This window comes from Pseudomonas farris, assembly GCF_019145235.1.
Lineage (GTDB): Bacteria > Pseudomonadota > Gammaproteobacteria > Pseudomonadales > Pseudomonadaceae > Aquipseudomonas > Aquipseudomonas farris.
Map to the genome: position 1 here is coordinate 310,935 of NZ_JAHSTV010000004.1, position 19,065 is coordinate 329,999.

Below are 19,065 nucleotides of genomic sequence, written 5' to 3' on the forward strand. Positions count from 1 at the left end.
CCTCTTACTTAATGATCGCGTACACGCCCGGACGGGATAACAAATACAACCAGGCCGCAGACCTTTTGCCTTGAGCGGCCCTGACCAGCAGCGCCATATGCGCCAGATAACCTCTGGCCATCGATGGGTGCGCTGCAAAATAACGATGACACTCAGGGGTTCTTAACGAGAAAACCAGCCCGCCTGATGCTTCAATCTTTTCCAATCGCTGTTCGGCAAAACGCTTTGCATCCGCCATCGGCAACGTAGAGAGATACTCGTTATCCTTGATAACCACGGATGTTTCATATTTCGCTGGGCACGGCTGCGCTTGCAGAACGTTGTAACGTGCATACTGCTCAACGGTATTCCTCGCGGCCCGCACATCCGCGGTATTGATCATCAGAAAATTAGCGACGGTCAAACTGGTGGTCACGCACGCGTCGTTCATGTCCTGGCAAAGGTTCAACGCTCGGATGCGGTCGTACATCTGTTCATCTGGCGACAGGTGCAGCGACTTTATGTAAAGCGCATCGCTTTCAGGTAAGAAGGTTTCAGAAGCGCTCAGGTTTTCTGCACCGCCGACAAGTTCTACAACCCAGCGCACTTTCTGCGACTCGAAAAACAGCCAGAGGCCATAACCCGCCAGCACGGCCGCTAGCATGCAGAACGTCATGAGCAAGTATATTTTTTTCGTCCTGTGCACATCACACTCCAGCGAATAGAAAGTTCAACCACTGAATGCCTACCGTCTATTCCGATAGCGCATTCCATACCAGCCCGACGATAAGAAAAAAGCCATGAGAGGCGACGGAAACCACGGAGGTCCAAACTGCCGCTTTTTTAAAGCGGTCGTTATTGGCCAGATAACCGCCTGCCATCAACAGCGCCCCTATCCAACCCGCCAGCGAAACCGCACTGATTGTACGAACGAGCAGAGGCGCTTGCTGTGCAATTGATACGTCCAGCCCGTATATCTCGTTGAGCTTGGCCGCCAGTTCCGGCTCTAACGCAACGGCTGCCCGCTCTCCAATTGCGTTGCCGCCCTCGCGAAAACTGTCAAGCGCGCTTTGTGGCAGGTCTTTAATCCCCTCCAGCAGGCCATCAATCAACCGGCTCGTGGACGCTCAGCCGATTGATCAGCGCGTACGCTCGTGACCTTCCGACATCAAGAGCGCGGTAGCCTTTTTTAATATCGATTTTTCCCGTTCAAGACGGGCGATTCGTGCTTCCAGCTCCTGGATTTTCTGCTGCTCCGATGTCAGCGCTTTGCTCTGCGGAGTGACCCTGTGGCGTTCCTTCTGGCGTTCGGTGTTCATGCGAACCAGCCCTGACCACTGCCTTATATAGAGTGACGACCACCCAGTCTCTTGCTGTGGTAGAGAAAAGCCGCCGCATACTAGCGATCCTGGCGCTCAGCGCTCGACCTCAAGATGCCTTGGCAAATATCTCGCCCAACCAGTCCACAAACACCCGTACTCGTGGCGACATGTGGCGGTTGTGCGGGTACAGCACGGAAACCGGCATCGGCGGCGGCGGAGTGTCGATGAGGATTTCCTGCACCAACCCCTGGGAAATCTGCGTCGCCATGCGGTAGTGCGGGCACTGGATCAACCCCAACCCGGCAATCGCCGATGCCGCATAGATTTCTGCGCCGAATACTGATAACTCGCCATCAATGGTCATTTCCCTCAGCTCACCATCAACCATGAACTCAAATGGAAACTGCTTGGCAGTGGTGCGCGAAACATAGTTCACCGCGTGGTGACGGCTCAAATCAGCAAGGCTTTTCGGTTCGCCGTATTTGCGCAGGTATGCGGGGCTGGCACAGGTGATTTGCCGCAGGTTGGCAACACGTTTTCCGATCAGCGCGGAGTCGCTCAGAGTGCCGGCGCGCAGCACACAATCGACGCCTTCGGCAATCAGGTCGACATAACGGTCGGCCTCGCTGATGGACAACTCGATATCCGGATAACGGGCCATGAATTGCGGTAATGCAGGGATCACGAAGTGCTTGGCCAAGGTGCCGTGCAGGTCTACCCGCAGCCGCCCTTTCGGCGCAACACCGCGAAACGCCAGTTCGGCCTCTTCCAACTCCGCCAGCAACTGAACGCAGCGCAGGTAATACGCCTCACCATCCAGCGTCGGACGGACCTTGCGCGTGCTGCGCTCTAGCAAACGTGTCCCCAGCCAGGCTTCGAACTGATTCAGCGTGTGAGTCAACGTCGCCCGAGGCAGATTCAGGTCATCCGCCGCCAGCGTAAAGCTGCTGCGCTCGTAGATCCGCACAAACACCTTCATTGCTTTGACTTGATCCACATTGAATTCCTGGCTTTTCGATTGTTGGCAATTATTGAATAGAAAAGCCAACTCTAAATGCATTTATCACCTTAAGTAAACATGTGAATCTAGCTTCACACCGAGCAAAACAACCCATTATTTCAAAGGAGTCACCACTATGACGACTCAAACGTCGAAAGTAGCCATCGTAACCGGCGCCTCTCGCGGTATCGGCGCGGTCATCGCCAAACAACTGGCCAGTGAGGGTTTCGCTGTCGCCATCAACTATGCCAGCAGCGTTACGGAAGCTTCAAAACTGGTAGCCGAACTGCATGAGGCCGGTCACCAGGCCATCGCGATCAAGGCGGATGTGGCCAACGTTGACGACATTCGTCGTATGTTTGATGAAACCGAAGCGCAATTGGGCAAGGTCGATGTGCTGGTAAACAACGCCGGCATCCTCAAGGTGCTGCCACTAGCGCAACACAGCGACGAACTGTTTGACCAGAATTTCAACATCCACACTCGCGGCACCTTCAACACGCTGCGTGAAGCCGCCACTCGCCTGAACAACGGCGGGCGGATCATCAACTTCTCCAGCAGCACCGTCGGCATGAATCTGCCGGGCTATGCGGTGTACATCGCCAGCAAAGCAGCGGTGGAGTCCCTGACTCAGGTGTTCGCCAAGGAAATGCGCGGTCGCAATATCACCGTCAATGCGGTTGCACCGGGCCCGGTTGCGACGGATCTGTTCCTGCACGGCAAGTGTGAAGAGCAGATCCAGACCTTCGCCAAGATGGCCCCACTGGAACGCCTGGCTCAGCCAGAAGATATCTCCCGCGTCGTGTCCTTCCTGGTCGGCCCTGACTCGGCCTGGGTCAACGGGCAAATCCTGCGCGTTAACGGCGGCCTCGTCTGAGCCGTCTCACCCCCTAGGTTAAAGGAGATCCGACCATGAGCCAGCCAGCCAACACCCCTACCCGTACCGGGCAATCGAAGCTGATGTTCACGCTGTTCACCGCGGTGGCCGCTGCCACCGCTGCACTCGCGGCGGGCTCCAGCATGCTGCTGACCCTGCCGGTCTGGGCGATGTTTGTCGGTTGGGTGGCGTTCTTCAGCCACGGCCTGACCTTGCGTGACGGCCTGGCGAACCTCGGTTGCGTGCTTATAGGCATCGCCTTCGGCATGGGAGCGGCAATGAGCATCGGCGCATTGGCACCCACTCTAGGCATGTTTGCGCTGCCATTGGTGGTATTTGTGGTGGCGATGATTGTGGTGTCGCTGCGAGCCGTCCGGACGATGAACAACATCGTCGCCTACTTCCTCGGCCTGATTGCTTACTTTGCCTCGCACCTGGCGCCATCAATGGAAAGCTTCGCCGAACTGGGTGCCGCCGGTGCCATCGGCTCTTTCGCCGGCTGGTTGTCCCACGCCGTACAACAACGTCTTCCCCGTCATGCCTGAAACCACCACTTTGCAGAGGTCAATAACATGAAATCGATCATCTTAATTACCGGTGCTTCCAGTGGTTTTGGTGCACTCACCGCACGCGCGCTTGCCGACGCCGGCCACACTGGATTTCTATATCAACAAGGTCGGTTTCACCGTGTCCGACGATGTCGTCGATGAGGGCAACGGTGCGCTGATGACCACTTTCAGGTTTTGCTGTGAACGCTGGCTACTTTGTTGCATCGCACTCACCGCTTTCTCTGTCCTCGCCTGTACCGCTCTGACCACCAAGTCGACGCTAGTTGGGTGGACTTATCACCGATCTGCTTGATTGCAGTACGCAGGTTGTCTTGCATCGTTGCCAACGCTGCCAGCCAACGCAGGCCTCATCCCGATAGTTTTGCTGGATATCCGGCTTGGGTGCTGTCCAGGATGAATTCAATCAGCGCCCGGGATGCGGCTGATAATTGCCGGTGAGGCGGGTAAATAATCGAGAATGGCCGACTGCGTCCGCTCAACTGCGGAAGTATTTCCACCAATTGCCCCCGCTGCATTCTGTCCCGGATAACGAAGTCATAGGTCTGGCAGATGCCCAGACCGCTTTCCGCCAACGAAACGATGCCGAGGACATCATCCAAAACCTGCACATTGGCTTGCGGCAGCCATTCGATATTTTTTTGATCAAGGCAGAATAACCACGGCCCGATTTTGCCGCTGCTGGGCATAATGAACGGCAGGCAAACGTGCTCGCCTAACATCTCAAGCGTCGTAGGGACGCCGGCGCGTGCCAGGTATTGGGGAGATGCGACCAGGCAGAGCCGTGCATCTTCCAGCTTGCGCCCCACCAGACCACTGTCCGGCAACTGCCCCAGGCGAATCGCCAGATCGTAGCCTTCGGCGACCAGGTCGACATTGCGATTGGTGATGCTCAGCTCCACCCGCACAGCTGGGTATTGCCGGGCAAAGGCACTGAGCAGCGGCGGCAGACGATGATGCCCGTAAGTCGTCGGCACGCTCATCCGAACGCGCCCGCTCAACTCGCCTTCCTGGCCGAGAATGCTGCGCTCCACCTCTTCGATCTGCGCAAACGCCGAACGAGTCTGTTCCAGATACAACTTACCAGCGTCGGTCAGGCTGAGCCTGCGAGTAGTGCGTCGCAACAATTGCACGCCAAGACGCGATTCAAGCCTGGTCAACGCACGACTAAGCACCGAAGGCGTGGTCGCCAAGGCGACGGCAGCAGCACTAACGGTCCCCTGCTCAACTACGCGAATAAAAGCGCGAAGCCGGCAAAGGGTCGCGCCGACTGGATCTATGCGGGCTACAAGATGACCGTTATCAGCAACAAGGAAGAGGAAGAAGCCAAAGGTCTGCTCAACGGTGGCGCCATGAAGTTCTACCCGCAAACGGCGCTGGAAAAAGCCGGTGGGGTGTACCGCAGCAACGCTTCGAATTGGACGCCTAATGTGGTCATCGATCGCGAGTTGATCACGGGCCAGAATCCGAACTCGGCCATAGAGGTCGGCAAAGCATTGCTCGCTCGACTGAAATAACACGTCTGCCGCACCGCGCTATTCCCTGGCCCCGGATGTTGCCGGGTATTTGGAGCTCTGCAATGACAACTCGCATTTTCCTTATCACCGGAGCCAGCAAAGGCATCGGGCGCGCGCTCGCGGCTCAATTGTTCCAGGCGGGCCACCATGTTGTGGGCATCGCTCGCAACAGTTTGGATCGGCACTTTCCCGGCACGCCTTGCAGACAACGCAAGCATTGCTACCGGGAATACGCAACCGAAGTTGGGGAAGGATCGTCAACATCTCCAGCCTGACTCTTAATGGGAAAGCGCTGCTGAACATCTTGACTTAATGGTCAGACCTAGTGAGGAGTCAATGACCCTCCATCAAGGCGATTCTTATATCTGGGTATTGCTTGATCCTACGAGCGTGCCTCCCGGCACCAATTTACCTGGGACAAGCCTTGGTCTCTCGACGAATTGGTGATTGCAGTAACCTCACTGCTATTACTCAACAATACCTAAATCAGGCATTAGCGTAGCCAGAAAAGCGATCATACCTTCTCGATTTCTTGAAGATGCGCATAGCTATCTACGAAACGCTTAAATTTGTGCTTACCACAAGTGTACGCTTCGTACTTCGCGGGTAGAGCCTCACTCACGCAGGTTGGCACAGGTTCAACAACCGCATCGAAATCCAAATCAATAAAGAACGGTATTGAATAACGCTCCAGGCCGCTGGTATTGATGACACGATGCATTGTCGAGGTGTAGCGATCATTGGTGAGGGTTTGAACCAAATCACCAATATTGACGATAAAAGTGCCTTCAACGGGTGGTGCAGTAACCCACTCCCCTGCACGGTTCCTGACTTGCAAACCGCCAACTGCATCTTGGGATAGGACCGTCAAGAAACCATAGTCCGTGTGTGCCCCAATACCGATCTCCTCTTGGGAAACCCTTCCGATCTGGGGCGGGTAACGCAAAATCCGTTGAATAGTGATGGGCTTACGCTGAAGATGTTCAAAGTAATCTTGTGGTAAACCCAAGCTCAGCGCGATCCCGCCAATAAGCATTCGCGCGAGTGCCAATACAGAGGAATGGTAATCTTCGGCAACCTTCTCAAATTGCGGCAGTACAGATGGCATTTGATTAGGACCAAAGAATGGAGAGACCTCATCATAATGAGCTCCGCAATCAAAACACTCTTTGAAATCGCGAGTATTAGCAGGGTCTACGTTTTCCGCGTACATCGGTATATAACCACGTAGCGTGAGCCCGGAATTCACGACATTAAGCTTGTTCTTCTCCTCATAAGGAAGCTTGAAAAAACTTTTGGTAAGCGCATACATCTCATCTATTAACTGCTGGTCAATGCCATGGTTTTTTATATAAAAAAACCCCACCTTTTCGCATGCATCACCTATTTGACTTGCCACCTTCAGTGGATTTTCGCCGTTTATGAGCGACGATATGTCTATGACCGGAATTTCAGTGAAAGCTGTTTGTTTGCTAGCCAAGCGAATATCAAATAACTCTGTCACCTATGCTCTCCTTTCCGAAATATCAATAAGGCAGAAGATTTAGAAAGCACGACTGTACCCTCTTCAATCCCACTGAATCACACCTGAACCGTCACCTATAACACCCACGTTCACGTCCGCCTCAACGAGTGCGGTTTGCCGCTGCGCGCACTTTCATCACGCCGCGGGCACTGACCGCTCAATGCGATGGCAGCCAGGCGCGTACGAATCCAATCAGCCCGGGTTTTGATGGATGTTAATCCTGGATTTTTTGGCACGCAAGCAAAATGTACACATGTGTCACCAATCGTTGACACAGGTGTACATTTATCCTAATTTTAAGTCACCGAGCCCGATGAAGCCACTTTGGAGCGCACCACGATGTCCAGCGATCCCTTGCTGCAACCCTATAAAATCAAGAATCTGACCCTCAGAAACCGGATCATGACCACCTCCCATGAACCGGCCTACCCTGTGGACGGCATGCCCAAGGATCTCTACCGCGCCTACCACGTGGAGCGCGCCAAAGCCGGTGTCGCACTGACTATGACTGCCGGTTCCGCTGCCGTTTCCCGAGACAGCCCGCCGGTGTTCAACAACGTGCTGGCCTACAAGGACGAAGTGGTCGGTTGGTTGAAGGACCTGACCGATGAGTGCCACGAACATGGCGCGGCAGTGATGATCCAGTTGACTCACCTGGGCCGTCGCACCCGCTGGGACAAGGCCGACTGGTTACCGGTGGTGTCGCCGTCACACCGTCGCGAGGCTTCGCACCGCTCCTTCCCGAAGAAAATGGAGGAATGGGACATTGAGCGGATCATCAAGGACTATGTGGACGCCGCGGAGCGCATGAAGGCGGCAGGTCTCGATGGTCTGGAGCTTCAGGCTTACGGGCATTTGATGGACCAGTTCTGGTCACCGTTGACCAATGACCTCGACGGGCCTTACGGCGGTTCGCTGGAAAACCGCATGCGTTTTACCTTCGACATCTTGCGTGGCATCCGCCAGCGGGTAGGCGAAGATTTTCTGCTGGGAGTTCGCTACACCGGTGATGAAGAATTGCCCGGTGGCTTCACTGCCAGCGAGGGCATGCAGATTTCTCACATGCTCAAGGACAGCGGACTGGTCGACTTCCTGAACGTCGTGCGCGGTCACATCGATACGGATGCAGGGCTGACCGATGTCATCCCGATTCAGGGTATGCGCAACTCGCCCCATCTCGACTTCGCTGGCGAGATCCGCTCGTCGACAGGCTTTCCGACTTTCCACGCTGCGAAGATTCCCGATGTGGCCACGGCGCGCTACGCGATTGCCTCGGGGAAAGTGGACATGGTGGGCATGACCCGCGCGCACATGACCGATCCGCACATCGTGCGCAAAATCATCGAGAAGCGCGAAGAAGACATTCGCCCGTGCGTGGGTGCCAACTACTGTCTGGATCGTATCTACCAAGGCGGTGCGGCCTATTGCATCCACAACGCGGCGACGGGTCGGGAAACCACCATGCCTCACGACATTCCCAAAGCCGCCGTCAAGCGTAAGGTGCTGGTGGTCGGTACCGGCCCAGCTGGGCTGGAGGCGGCGCGGGTCGCCGGTGAGCGCGGTCATGATGTAACGGTGCTTGAGGCGGCTGACCAACCTGGCGGGCAGATTCGTCTGACTGCGTTGAGTGAGCGTCGTCGCGAGATGATCAGCATCATTGATTGGCGAATGGCGCAATGCGAACGGCTGGGGGTGAAGTTTCACTTCAATACCTGGGCCGAGGCCGACACCGTGCAAGCCTTCGAGCCTGACGTGGTCATCGTTGCGACCGGCGGCCTACCGGATACCGAGGTGCTCCGCGTGGGCAACGAACTCGTGGTTTCAACCTGGGACATCATTTCCGGTGACATCAAGCCCGGTCGCAACGTACTGATCTTCGACGATGCCGGGGATCATGCCGCCCTGCAGGCTGCCGAGGTCATTGCGCAAAGCGGTGCGACCGTGGAGATCGTCACCCCTGACCGCTCGTTTGCACCTGAAGTCATGGCCATGAACCTGGTGCCCTACATGCGCAGCCTGCAGGACCTGGACGTCATCTTCACCGTCACCTACCGGGTCGATACAGTGGAAAAACGTGATGGCGGGCTCGTTGCAACCTTTGGCAGCGATTACGGACAGGTCCACAAGCAGCGCGTGGTCGATCAGGTGGTCGTCAACCACGGCACCCTTCCCCTGGACGACTTGTACTTTGACCTGCGTCCTTTCTCCACCAATGGCGGCGCGGTAGAGCAGCATGACCTGATCGCCGGCACGGCACAGAACATCGTCACCAATCCCGAAGGACGCTTCCAGCTGTTCCGAATCGGCGACGCCGTGTCTGCTCGCAACACCCACGCGGCCATCTACGACGCTTTGCGCCTGGTGAAAGAAATCTGAATACGTGCCTCCATCTTTAGCACTCACCGCCGGTGGTACCTGTGAAGGCCAACCGGGTTCGCGTAACTGGGCTGAAAATGCCTATGCCGCTTACGCCCGAGACCTGGATGGCAACAAGCTGGCGGTCTATTGCTTCAAGGCCGAGTAAGCGTAACCGTCTGATGCCTAAAACCATGAAGGCCCTTCAAAGGGCCTTCATTGCTTATCTCTTCGGCTACATGCCTTTGCGGGCAATCTCAGCGCCTGCCTGCACCGCTCGCCCCACAATCGCCTCAATGTTCTGATCGGCCATCGACCGCAGCGCTGCCGCCGTCACGCCACGGTAAGCCATCAATGACTCAATCATTTGCCGCGGATCGCGGCTGGCAAGCATCTGGCCGCCCCCCACCACTACGCCTTGTGCAGCGCGCTGCGCGATGGCAAGGGGGATTCCCGCAGCCACCGCCTGATTAGTCAGTGCCATTTGCAACATTGCCGGAAAGGCCGGCCCAGTCCCAGACAACGCACTGAGATAATCAATACAGTCTTCATCAGGCACTTCGTCCGCCGAACCTACGCACTCGAACAGTCGCTGCACCCACTGGCGGTCGAGTTCAACAAGGTTTCCGACACCGTACCAGGGTGTGAACGACTGCCTGATTTCCACGGCCGCATTCGGCATGGCCCGCACCACGACATCCGCACCGGTGGCCGCGCTGATGGCTGCCGCCGGAACTCCGGCCATCAGAGAAATCACTAGCTTGCCGCGGGCGTTGATCAGCAGTTCGCGAAACTGCTCCGGCCGGATGGACAGCACGACAATATCGCTGAGGTCCACCAACTGCTGGTTGTCGGCCAGCAGCTTCACTCCTGGCTCGAAGGTACTGACGCCGGAGCGGTTCGAGATCAACAAATGGTCAGGTTTGATGAAACCGCTTTCAAGGAGCGCCTCGGCGATTGCACGCCCGAGCCAGCCGGTGCCCCCAATGATGCCCAGAGTTCTATTCTCCATCGGCAGCGGACGCCTCGAATGTTTCGACCAAGGGAACGAAAACACCAGGCTCTTTTTCTGCGTAGCCGAACTTTCCATAAAAGCGATCCAGCTCGCGCCTCTTCGGTACTTTGCCGGTAAACACGCTCACGTACTGAGGAATCCGTCGAAATCGAACGACGATATCTTCATTGGTTTTCATGGAGATGTAGCCGATCTGTGTGAGGTAGATCGTCCTGGCCCGAACGTCAGCCCCCTCGCCGTCGTAGCCAAACCGTCGGAACATCGCGGCCAGGGCGTTCATCCGCGCCTCATCGGCTAAAGCGATTTCAGCTTTGACCTCGTCCGATTGCAGCGCCCAACTGCGCACAGCAAATTCGAACTGCGAGTCGAACAGCTCAGGGTTCACCCAGCACTCGAAGACGTTGAGAATCGCTTCGGAGATACTTTCTGCGTAACTCTCGCATTGGCTGACCATACCGCCGGTGTTCTTGTCCTTCCAGCGGGCCAGGAGCGCCGCGAGCAACTGCTCCCGGTCTTCATAGAACCAGTAGAAGCTGGTGCGAGACAAATTCAAGCGTTTGGCCAGCGGCATCACCCGCACAGCATCAACACCCGACTCTTTAAGAGCTTCGTAGGCGGCGTCCAGCCAACCATCGACGGAGCCTCGCCAGCCTGCGTCCTGCGCTTTGGTTTTCGCCCTTCCTGTCTGCGACATTCGGGTGCACCTTTATTTGAAAATTCTTCGACACTGTACACCGCAAGATCTTTGGCGTACACGACATGTACATAGGCGTACATTTTCAAGACGCGAGATCGCAAAATCAAGTGAGCACGCCATCAATGCCGAGGATGTTGGCGGGATAGTCGTTTTCCTGGCCTCGGAATCATCGGCCTTTATCACCGGGCAAGTACTGGTGGTGGATGGGGGGCGCACGGCGAAACTGCCACTGCCGTTTTGATCGAATCAGCCCCACTTGCGACGGAGGGAGTCACTTACCCACCTCCGTCGCAGGTTGCGCGAAGCCAGACTCTGGCCCGCTGCAAAATTTTGCAGCAGGCAACGCATTCATTACTTGGGCGCTTTGTTCTCTATCAGGCAATTGCCACCATCGACCACCAGCAACTCACCGGTAATGTAACTGGACTCAGGTGAGGCCAGGAACGTAACGGCAGCAGCTACTTCTTCCGGGCGCCCTGCTCTACCAACCGGAACATACTTCGCTGCATTCACCTCCTCTGGGGTGCTTGATCCTGTGGCGATCCAGCCCGGCGCGACCGAGTTCACAGTAATTCCAAAGCGCGCGACCTCAAGGGCCAGGCTCATGTTCATACCCACCATTCCGGCTTTGGCCGCAGCATAAGCCGCTTCTCCTGGATTACCTGCCCGAGTCCCAGTCGTGGAACTGACGTTGACGATTCGGCCGTAGCGTCTGTTACGCATCCCCGGCAAAACTCCACGGGTCAGCAGAAAGGAGGTTGTCAGATTTCGAGCAATTGAAAGATTCCAACTGTCGACACTCATGTCCGCCAGATCGGCAAAAGGCTCCGGATGACCCTGCGCGGCCATGCCGGCATTGTTCACAAGAATATCGATTCGCCCCCATACCGATTCGGCCCAGGTAGTAAGTTCAAGAACTTGATCCTCTTCACTCAAGTCCGCCGTACGACCTTGCGCTTCAAATCCTGCGGTACGTAACTCCTCCACCCGATCATGGATGCGAGCGCTGCTGCCTGTGACGATTAACCTGACGCCCAGACTGCCCAGGCGCTTCGCAATCGCAAAGCCAATTCCACGTTCACTACCGGTGCCACTGATAAGCGCTACCTGACCACTCCAGTCCGCAACCATTGCATATTGCTCCTGTCGTCGGGGGATCAGTCCCTGAACTGATGGCAGTCTAGGAGAAAGAAATCAGCTGAGCCAACCAGCGTGGTACTGCATGTTCACGCCTTCGCTTTAATCGCATACAACCCCCCGATAAACACCAACGCTGCTCCGACAACTACCCAGGTATCAGGGCGCTCGGCAAAAACGATCACACCAATCAAAGTGGCGAACACCAGCAGCGCATAGTTGAAAGGCTGCAGGGTAGAAGCGGTTGCGTATTTCAGTGCTTGAATGAAGAGAATCTGAGCGATTACTCCCGTCAATGACAGGATCCCCATCAAGAGTCCCTGGACCGGAGTCGGAGCAACCCAGACGGGTAGCCCCGCAAATGTGACCGTCAGGGCACCCACACCTGCCATAAAGAGCATGTTCGTCGCAAAGGAGTCGTGTTGGCTTATCCGGCGCGTCAGTACGTTGAACACCGCGAACGCCAAAGCTGCCAGCAGGGGAATCAGCGCCGCGAGTTCAAAAACGCCCGCGCCTGGTCGAAGGATGATCAGTGTCCCGGTGAACCCTATGGCGGCGGCAATCCAGCGCCGCAGACCTATGAACTCCCCAAGCACGGCCCCCGCCAATGCCAGTGCCATCAGCGGAAATACGGCATAGAGCGCATGCATTTCGGCCAGGCCCAAATATCGTAGCCCCACTGCAAACAGTATGGTTTCACCCACGGCTAACAGCGCTCGAATGATTTGGAGCCAAGGGTGCTTACTGCGAAATGACTCTTTGCCCCTACCTTGGTAGGCGGCATATCCGAGGGCAAAAACGACAAACACCCAATAGCGCATCATGACCAGTTGGGCAACCGGGAAGTCTTTGACAAGCACCTTGGTTAGTCCGTCCTGGCTCGCAAAGATAAGCATTGAAAGCAGGCATAAAAAAATCCCGAGTTGGGGCCTTGAGACCCCAGAACTAGCGGAAACGGTGAGCGTAGTTAAGTACGCCGTGTTTTTTGTTTGAGCGCTCTTCAATCGCACCTCGGTCATGCCCTCCTCCTTAACGTGTCAGCAACATCAGGTTTTGCAGCGTTTCACTAACGCATCCAGCACAAACAGCAACGCCACGAAGTCGTTAGCCCACCGTTGCGGTAAACACCGCCAGTCATAAAGGTTTGAACAGGCGTTCTTTACTTCACCAGCCGCGTTTCTCTCGAAGGTCGGTAACCAAAATACGAGCTGTAGCATTTGCTGAAATGGCTCGGCGAAACGAAGCCACAGGCGACCAGCACATCAACCTGAGACAGCTCTGTGTGTTGAAGCAATCGCCGTGCTTCGGTAATGCGTAATTCCAGGTAATACCGTTGCGGTGTGCTACCCAGTTGTTCTTTGAACAAACGCTCTATTTGTCGACGGGAACGTCCGGCATAGGCCGCCAGTTGTTCCATTTGCAGCGGCTCTTCAAGGTTGGCGTCCATCAACTTGACCACCTCTTTAAGGGGGGCGCTCAACGAGATGTTCTGCGTTGGTTTGATGCGCCGATACCGCGACTCTTCGAAAGAAAGAATGTCTTCGATGCCTTCGACAAGCGCCTTGCCGTGCAGCCCCTTGATCCATTCCAGAGCCATGTGAAAAGCACCCGCTGGACTCGAAGCCGTGAGCCGGTCGCGATCCATGACAAATGCTTCACTGGTGACATGCGTGACTTTTGAAATTTCTGCGAGCGCGGGTCGGTGCTCGGGGTGAATCGCACAACGATACCCTTCAAGCAAACCTGACACGCCCAAAAACCACGCCCCATTCCACAGCCCGGCCAGTGTGATACCAAGTTCTGATGCCGTTTTGAGGATGCTGATCAGCTCGTGATTGACTTTGAGTTCGGTGCGGTAGCCGCCGCATATGACCAGCAAATTAAGGTCTTTGAGTGCTGCGACTTCCAAACGCGCATCCGGTCGAATGACCAGGCCAAGGTCGCTGGTGACCTCACCGTCTTGCAACCCAAAGGTTCGTGAAGAGAACGACGTGGGATGCAAAAGGTTGGCGGTGACAATCGTATCGAGTGCTTGCGTAAATGCAGGCAGCGAGAAGTGTTCGAGCAGTAAAAATCCTGCCTGGGCATGAGCCGTCGGCTCACTCCGAGTCTCTTCCAGATAGCGCAGGTTTTTACCTTTCATACACCCACTGAAATCTCGTCGTTCGATCACTTTACGCCTCGCTTCTTTACACTGACGAACGCAGCCATTGTGCAAACCACGGTTGAATCTGCGCGCCCAAAGAATCAACCGTTGGCGCCGTGAGCAAACTCTTTATGCGAGCTGAAAACCGTGGGCTAGAGGGTCTTTGTCATCAACGAAAATTGTGTTGTGACCTATCACCTCAGCCCAGCCGCTGACACTTGGATTCATGCCGTCGAAGGTTCCGACTTTTACCGACGCCTCAACCTTTCCTTCGTAGATCGTACCGATCAGACTTTCAAGTCGGTAAATGTCGCCGACGTTCAGCCGCCCCTTTGCGAAGAGCTGAGCCATTCGGGCCGAGGTACCGGTACCGCCAGGAGAACGATCAATAGCTTTATCACCGTAGAACACGGCACAGCGGCCATGCACGGTTCTGCTCTGTGGTTTGTCACACCAAATGATGTGATGAACACCACTGATTCTGCTGTTCTCTGGATGCACAGGGTCACAAATGTCCGAGAGCGCTGCGCGCAGTTTCTGGCTCAATCCCACAATGTCAGCCGTCGTCTGCCCTTCGAATCCAGTCCAGCACTCCTGTGGTTCGACCACCGCGTAGAAATTTCCGCCGTAGGCGATGTCCACCGTAAATGTTCCAACGCCAGGAACTTCCACCACCACATCAGCGCTGTGCAGGTAGCTGGCTACGTTGAACAAGCGAATCGACTCAACAAATTCGCCGCCCAGGGTGTATTCGACATCGACCCGTCCTGCCGGTGTTTCGATGGCCAGTTTTCCCGGCTCACGAGGTGTCACCAAGCCCTCTTCAATGACCACGGTCGATAACCCGATGGTGCCCGCTCCACACATCGGCAGGCAGCCGCTGACTTCGATAAACAAAGCACCAAAGTCACAATCATCACGGGTGGACGGATAGATAATGACGCCGGACATGATGTCGTGCCCCCGAGGCTCGAACATCAATGCGGTGCGTACCCAGTCGTGATCACGCACGAAAATATCACGTCGCTCCGCCATCGATACGGAGGGCATCAGCGGTGCTCCGCCTGCTACAACCCGAACAGGGTTGCCGCAAGCGTGCGAATCAATGCAAAAAAAGCTGCGTCTCATGCTGATGCCCTTTCAAGGGAGTTTGCTGGGAGAGTGACGCTGCAACGCGCCCCGTGACAGTCGATCCAGCAGCAGCGCAATAGCGACAATGGCCAGGCCCGCTCGAAGCCCCAGGCCCATCTCCATCCTGGAGAGGCCTCGGGTCACTTCAGCCCCCAGACCGCCCGCCCCCACCAGACCTGCCAGCACCACCATCGCCAGCGACATGAGGATGCATTGGTTCAGGCCTACCAACAGCGTGGGTGCGGCAGTAGGCAGTTCAATTTTGAACAGAATGTCTTTAGGTGAAGCACCGGATGCCTGTCCCAGCTCAAGGAGATCCTTGGGCAACTGCTTGAAGGCCAGGGTCGTCAATCTGAGCATCGGCGGGATGCCGTAAACAATCGTTGCGATGATCGCGGGCACCCGTCCCAAGCTGAACAACATCACGGCGGGGATCAGGTAAACCCAAGGCGGCACGGTTTGCATGATGTTCAAAATCGGCAGCAACGCCTCATCTACTCGCTTCACCCGGGCCGCCAGAACCCCCAGCGGGAAAGCGATGGCCACCGAGATCAGGACCGCCACACTGACGAGCGCGATCGTCTGGATGGACGCGATCCAAAGGCCAGCGAACAAACAAAAAGCCAACATCACCGCAGCGAAAACAGCGACCCGTTTATTGGCAAAAAAGAACGCCGCAACGACGACAATACCGATGAACAAATACGGATGGGGAGCAAGCAGCGCTCCCTCCACTGCACCGAGTACCGTCTCAACGACCTGACTGATCCCTTTGAACAAGCCATGTAAATTCGTGTTCAGCCAATCAACGGCAGGCGCCAGGTAATCGCCTGGAGAAAATTGAATGTGCGTTGTCATTGAGAAGCCCCCACCCGCGTCTGTGCAGCGCTCTGCGCCAGACGATCCAGAATCATGGTCAGAATGACGATAGCGATGGCTGCGTTGATCGACTTGGCGATATCCAACGTACGAACGGACCCGTAAATCGCCTCGCCCAAACCGCCCGAACCTACAATGCCGGCAATGACGACCATGCCGAAGGCCATCATCAGGCTTTGGTTAACGCCGGCCATGATGCTGGGCATTGCGAACGGTAAGCGGATCTTGAAAAACATCTGCATTCCAGTCACACCGCTGGCATCTCCCAATTCGATGAATTCCTTGGGCGTCATGCGAATACCCAGGGAGGTCAGTCGTAGAGCTGGGGGAAGCGCGACGATGAAAGTCGCCAACAGCGCTGTGGCGGGGCCGTACCCGAGCAGTGCAATGGCCGGTAGAAGGTAAATGTAGGGCGGCATCGTCTGGATCAAATCCAGACAAGGATCAACCACCCGATCAAAGGCAGGTGCCAGCCCCGCGATGACTCCCAGCGGAATGGCGACAGCCAGTGCCAACACGGTAGCGGTGAGCACCAGTGCAAGCGTACTGACTGTCTCTGGCCACAACCCGATGATGTCGCACAGCAACAATGCCAGACCTGAGAGAATCGCGAAGCGGACGCCGACCACACGCCAGCCAATCAACGCCATGACAATCGCTACGACGTAATGCGGTGGATAAGCGATACACCACAGCACGCCTTTGTAAATGCCATTCAGCACCGCATTGACGGCATCGAACACGAACTCACCATTATCCGAAAGCCATTCCAGCCCTGTATCAATGGATGCATCAAACTGACTGGAAAAATCCGGCGTGCTCATGCGGACGCCTCCATCGCATTGGCAATTGCTACGGGCGCCAATTCATTGGGAATACCTTGCACGCCCCGCAGCAAATCACGGGGGGTGATGATCCCCACCACTGTTCCGTTATCGACGACGGCAAGCGCGTCGCGCTCGGACTTCATCGTCAATCCGATAAGTTCATTGATGTCGGCGTCAAGCGAGGTTTTGGTGAGCCTGGAGATGTCGCACGTCGGGTGCGCTGCCTTGTAGGCCTGGACCGACGTCATGACCGAGTGAGCCTTCACTAGATGCAGTCTGGAAATGCCGGCGACAAATTCCGCCACGTAATCGTCAGCCGGATTGAGCACGATCTCCTCGGCGGTGCCGACCTGAATGATGGCGCCATCCTTCATGATCGCAATGCGATCACCGATGCGGATAGCCTCGTCCAGATCGTGGGTAATAAACACCGCGGACTTGCCCAGCTCCTTGGTCAGTTGGCGGAACTCATCTTGCAACTGTCGGCGAATCAGCGGATCAAGCGCGCTGAATGGCTCATCCATTAAAATCACTTCTGGATCGGCAGTCAGCGCACGCGCCAGCCCGACCCGTTGTTGCATGCCGCCGGACAGCTCGCTGGGATAGCGCGAAGTCCACTCGCTCAGTCCAACCTTCGCCAGCGCCTGCTCGGCTACTTTGTAACGTTCAGCCTTGCCCACACCCTGCACTTCCAGGCCGAACGCGGTGTTCTCAAGAACCGTCCGGTTAGGCAGCAAGGCAACGCTTTGAAAGACCATACCGATGTGACGCGCCCTCACCTCTCGCAGCTGTGCCGGCGACAAGGATGAAACGTCTTTGCCTTTGACCAGCACCTTCCCCGAGCTAGGGGTAATCAGCTTGTTGAGCAACCTTATAAGGGTGGATTTGCCACTGCCGGACAAACCCATGATGCAAAAGATTTCCCCCCGGCGAACCTGGAGACTGACATCAGAAACCCCGACCACGCAGCCGTAGTTTTGCAGGATCTGGGTCTTTGAAAGACCCTGCTGGACAACCGCATCCATGGCTGCCGGTGCACTTTTGCCGAAGATTTTCCAAACCGACTGGCAATCCACCAGCACTTCGTCAGTATTAATTGTGGCCATCGTCATTTCGCAATCCATCGAACCAGTAGTTTGCTGGCTTCTCTAATTAATCAAAGGGCGGCAGTGGCAAACAAACAAAACTTAATAGTTCTTGATGTTTCCCCAACGATTTACAAGATCTGTATGACTATCAATCCAACCCTTGATAGCCTCGTCCATGGTCTTGCCATCCTTGACTTCAGCATTCATCGCGGTGATGTCCGTGATAGGCACATATACGCTGGCCATTAGTTCACGCGCACGCGGATTGGCTTCAGCGAAGCCTTTGTGTCCGATCCAGTAATAACCCTGCAATGGCGGGAAGACCCCTTTTGGATCTTTCAAGAATTTGAGATCAAATTTCTTGGTCATCCACGATGGATCCCAGACGGTTACCGCCACCCATTCTTTGCGGTCGACTGCCGACTTTAAAGCCGCGGTCATTGCCGAAGTACTGCCTTCGACCAGCTTGAGCTTGATGTCGTACGCTTTGACCACATTGTTAGCGTCACTCATCAAACCCGAACCAGGTTCGATGCCAATGATTCTGTTTCCCAGTTTGTCCGCGTTTGCATTCAGTTGTTCGATGGAGTCGATGTCTACGTAACTGGGTACTGCCATGCCCTGATAAAGACCAAAGGAGACCGGTGACAGCTTCTCGATTTTGTTCTTGTTCTTTTTCCAATAATCGGCGGCGGCATAATCAATCTGGGAGGCCAACACCTGAATATCCCCTTTGCTGAGTGCAGCGTAGGCGATACCCCACTCAGAAAATTCCACGACTTTTACGGTGTATCCTGCGTTCTCAAGTACTTTCTTGGTGATGCCAGTAATAGGCACCAAGTCCTCCCAAGACATGGTACCCATTACTATGTTTTTTTCTTCAGCGTGTGCTTGCAAACTCATCATGCCCACAAGCGCGAGCGCGCAGAATGCCTTCCAGATATGTTTCATGGATTATTCCGTTATTATTAGTGACTTATTAAACGGCCTCTATAGAAAAAGCC

Annotated in this window: 19 protein-coding genes and 5 pseudogenes; 8 read left to right on the top strand and 16 right to left on the bottom strand. The window is 55.6% G+C overall.

What is annotated here, in order from left to right:
- Nucleotides 1–4: 4 nt before the first annotated feature.
- The 4 genes and pseudogenes from KVG95_RS10385 to KVG95_RS10400 form a co-directional block, all read right to left on the bottom strand.
- Nucleotides 5–643, bottom strand: a complete 639-nt coding sequence (locus KVG95_RS10385; protein ID WP_217856210.1) for a hypothetical protein — start codon at nucleotides 641–643, stop codon at nucleotides 5–7.
- Between the two features lie 88 nt (nucleotides 644–731).
- A complete protein-coding gene (locus KVG95_RS10390) occupies nucleotides 732–1,091 on the bottom strand; it encodes a hypothetical protein (protein ID WP_217856212.1) in 360 nt (119 codons plus the stop codon).
- Nucleotides 1,087–1,283, bottom strand: a pseudogene (locus KVG95_RS10395) (IS3 family transposase); the annotation flags it as partial. The pseudogene KVG95_RS10395 and the gene KVG95_RS10390, both read right to left, overlap by 5 nt.
- A gap of 124 nt (nucleotides 1,284–1,407) precedes the next feature.
- Nucleotides 1,408–2,298: a LysR family transcriptional regulator gene (locus KVG95_RS10400; protein ID WP_217856214.1), complete on the bottom strand. Its 891-nt coding sequence runs from the start codon at nucleotides 2,296–2,298 to the stop codon at nucleotides 1,408–1,410.
- Nucleotides 2,299–2,437: 139 nt separating this feature from the next.
- Between KVG95_RS10400 and KVG95_RS10405 the strand changes: the two genes are divergently transcribed.
- From KVG95_RS10405 to KVG95_RS30360, 3 genes and pseudogenes are all read left to right on the top strand, one after another.
- Entirely contained in the window at nucleotides 2,438–3,178 is a 741-nt protein-coding gene (locus KVG95_RS10405) for an SDR family oxidoreductase (RefSeq protein WP_217856216.1), read from the top strand.
- A gap of 35 nt (nucleotides 3,179–3,213) precedes the next feature.
- Complete coding sequence (locus KVG95_RS10410; RefSeq protein ID WP_217856219.1) at nucleotides 3,214–3,723, top strand: DUF1097 domain-containing protein; 510 nt, start codon at nucleotides 3,214–3,216, stop codon at nucleotides 3,721–3,723.
- 27 nt (nucleotides 3,724–3,750) lie between these two features.
- Nucleotides 3,751–3,834 (top strand): annotated as a pseudogene (locus KVG95_RS30360) (oxidoreductase); the annotation flags it as partial.
- Between the two features lie 260 nt (nucleotides 3,835–4,094).
- Here KVG95_RS30360 and KVG95_RS10415 read toward each other — a convergent pair.
- Nucleotides 4,095–5,024: a LysR family transcriptional regulator gene (locus KVG95_RS10415; RefSeq protein ID WP_217856509.1), complete on the bottom strand. Its 930-nt coding sequence runs from the start codon at nucleotides 5,022–5,024 to the stop codon at nucleotides 4,095–4,097.
- On the opposite strand from KVG95_RS10415, the pseudogene KVG95_RS10420 reads away from it, so the two are divergent.
- Nucleotides 5,010–5,261: pseudogene (locus KVG95_RS10420) on the top strand (type 1 glutamine amidotransferase domain-containing protein); the annotation flags it as partial. The gene KVG95_RS10415 and the pseudogene KVG95_RS10420 sit on opposite strands and share 15 nt — an antisense overlap.
- A 62-nt stretch (nucleotides 5,262–5,323) precedes the next feature.
- Nucleotides 5,324–5,547, top strand: a pseudogene (locus tag KVG95_RS10425) (SDR family NAD(P)-dependent oxidoreductase); the annotation flags it as partial.
- Between the two features lie 228 nt (nucleotides 5,548–5,775).
- On the opposite strand, the gene KVG95_RS10430 reads toward KVG95_RS10425, so the two are convergent.
- Complete coding sequence (locus KVG95_RS10430; RefSeq protein ID WP_217856221.1) at nucleotides 5,776–6,765, bottom strand: isopenicillin N synthase family dioxygenase; 990 nt, start codon at nucleotides 6,763–6,765, stop codon at nucleotides 5,776–5,778.
- Between the two features lie 360 nt (nucleotides 6,766–7,125).
- Between KVG95_RS10430 and KVG95_RS10435 the strand changes: the two genes are divergently transcribed.
- Both KVG95_RS10435 and KVG95_RS10440 read left to right on the top strand, forming a co-directional pair.
- A complete protein-coding gene (locus tag KVG95_RS10435; protein ID WP_217856223.1) occupies nucleotides 7,126–9,162 on the top strand; it encodes an NADH:flavin oxidoreductase in 2,037 nt (678 codons plus the stop codon).
- Between the two features lie 19 nt (nucleotides 9,163–9,181).
- Nucleotides 9,182–9,310, top strand: a pseudogene (locus KVG95_RS10440) (VOC family protein); the annotation flags it as partial.
- A gap of 66 nt (nucleotides 9,311–9,376) precedes the next feature.
- Here the strand turns inward: KVG95_RS10440 and KVG95_RS10445 are convergent.
- Together KVG95_RS10445 and KVG95_RS10450 are read right to left on the bottom strand one after the other, a co-directional pair.
- Nucleotides 9,377–10,153 (bottom strand): pyrroline-5-carboxylate reductase family protein, encoded by a 777-nt coding sequence (locus KVG95_RS10445; protein ID WP_217856511.1) that lies wholly within the window; start codon nucleotides 10,151–10,153, stop codon nucleotides 9,377–9,379.
- Nucleotides 10,143–10,850, bottom strand: a complete 708-nt coding sequence (locus KVG95_RS10450; protein ID WP_217856225.1) for a TetR/AcrR family transcriptional regulator — start codon at nucleotides 10,848–10,850, stop codon at nucleotides 10,143–10,145. The genes KVG95_RS10445 and KVG95_RS10450 overlap by 11 nt, the downstream gene beginning before the upstream one ends.
- Nucleotides 10,851–10,854: 4 nt before the next feature.
- Here KVG95_RS10450 and KVG95_RS29755 point away from each other — a divergent pair, with 4 nt between their 5' ends.
- The gene (locus KVG95_RS29755) at nucleotides 10,855–11,094 is read left to right on the top strand and encodes an SDR family oxidoreductase (protein WP_367616741.1); all 240 of its coding nucleotides are present in this window, start codon (nucleotides 10,855–10,857) and stop codon (nucleotides 11,092–11,094) included.
- 110 nt (nucleotides 11,095–11,204) lie between these two features.
- Here the strand turns inward: KVG95_RS29755 and KVG95_RS10460 are convergent, their stop codons facing one another.
- The 8 genes from KVG95_RS10460 to KVG95_RS10495 all read right to left on the bottom strand — a co-directional run bounded on the left by KVG95_RS10460 (nucleotide 11,205) and on the right by KVG95_RS10495 (nucleotide 19,012).
- Nucleotides 11,205–11,984: an SDR family NAD(P)-dependent oxidoreductase gene (locus KVG95_RS10460; RefSeq protein ID WP_217856227.1), complete on the bottom strand. Its 780-nt coding sequence runs from the start codon at nucleotides 11,982–11,984 to the stop codon at nucleotides 11,205–11,207.
- A 95-nt stretch (nucleotides 11,985–12,079) separates the two neighbouring features.
- Nucleotides 12,080–13,009: a DMT family transporter gene (locus KVG95_RS10465; protein WP_217856229.1), complete on the bottom strand. Its 930-nt coding sequence runs from the start codon at nucleotides 13,007–13,009 to the stop codon at nucleotides 12,080–12,082.
- A gap of 140 nt (nucleotides 13,010–13,149) precedes the next feature.
- Complete coding sequence (locus KVG95_RS10470; protein WP_217856231.1) at nucleotides 13,150–14,163, bottom strand: GlxA family transcriptional regulator; 1,014 nt, start codon at nucleotides 14,161–14,163, stop codon at nucleotides 13,150–13,152.
- A 102-nt stretch (nucleotides 14,164–14,265) separates the two neighbouring features.
- Nucleotides 14,266–15,264, bottom strand: a complete 999-nt coding sequence (locus KVG95_RS10475) for a 4-hydroxyproline epimerase (RefSeq protein WP_217856233.1) — start codon at nucleotides 15,262–15,264, stop codon at nucleotides 14,266–14,268.
- 12 nt (nucleotides 15,265–15,276) lie between these two features.
- Nucleotides 15,277–16,125: an ABC transporter permease gene (locus tag KVG95_RS10480; protein WP_217856235.1), complete on the bottom strand. Its 849-nt coding sequence runs from the start codon at nucleotides 16,123–16,125 to the stop codon at nucleotides 15,277–15,279.
- Nucleotides 16,122–16,970: an ABC transporter permease gene (locus tag KVG95_RS10485; RefSeq protein WP_217856237.1), complete on the bottom strand. Its 849-nt coding sequence runs from the start codon at nucleotides 16,968–16,970 to the stop codon at nucleotides 16,122–16,124. Before KVG95_RS10485 ends, KVG95_RS10480 begins: the two co-directional genes overlap by 4 nt.
- Entirely contained in the window at nucleotides 16,967–18,085 is a 1,119-nt protein-coding gene (locus KVG95_RS10490; protein ID WP_217856239.1) for a quaternary amine ABC transporter ATP-binding protein, read from the bottom strand. Before KVG95_RS10490 ends, KVG95_RS10485 begins: the two co-directional genes overlap by 4 nt.
- 75 nt (nucleotides 18,086–18,160) lie before the next feature.
- On the bottom strand, nucleotides 18,161–19,012 hold the full coding sequence (locus KVG95_RS10495; RefSeq protein WP_217856241.1) for a glycine betaine ABC transporter substrate-binding protein: 852 nt from the start codon (nucleotides 19,010–19,012) through the stop codon (nucleotides 18,161–18,163).
- Nucleotides 19,013–19,065: the final 53 nt, after the last annotated feature.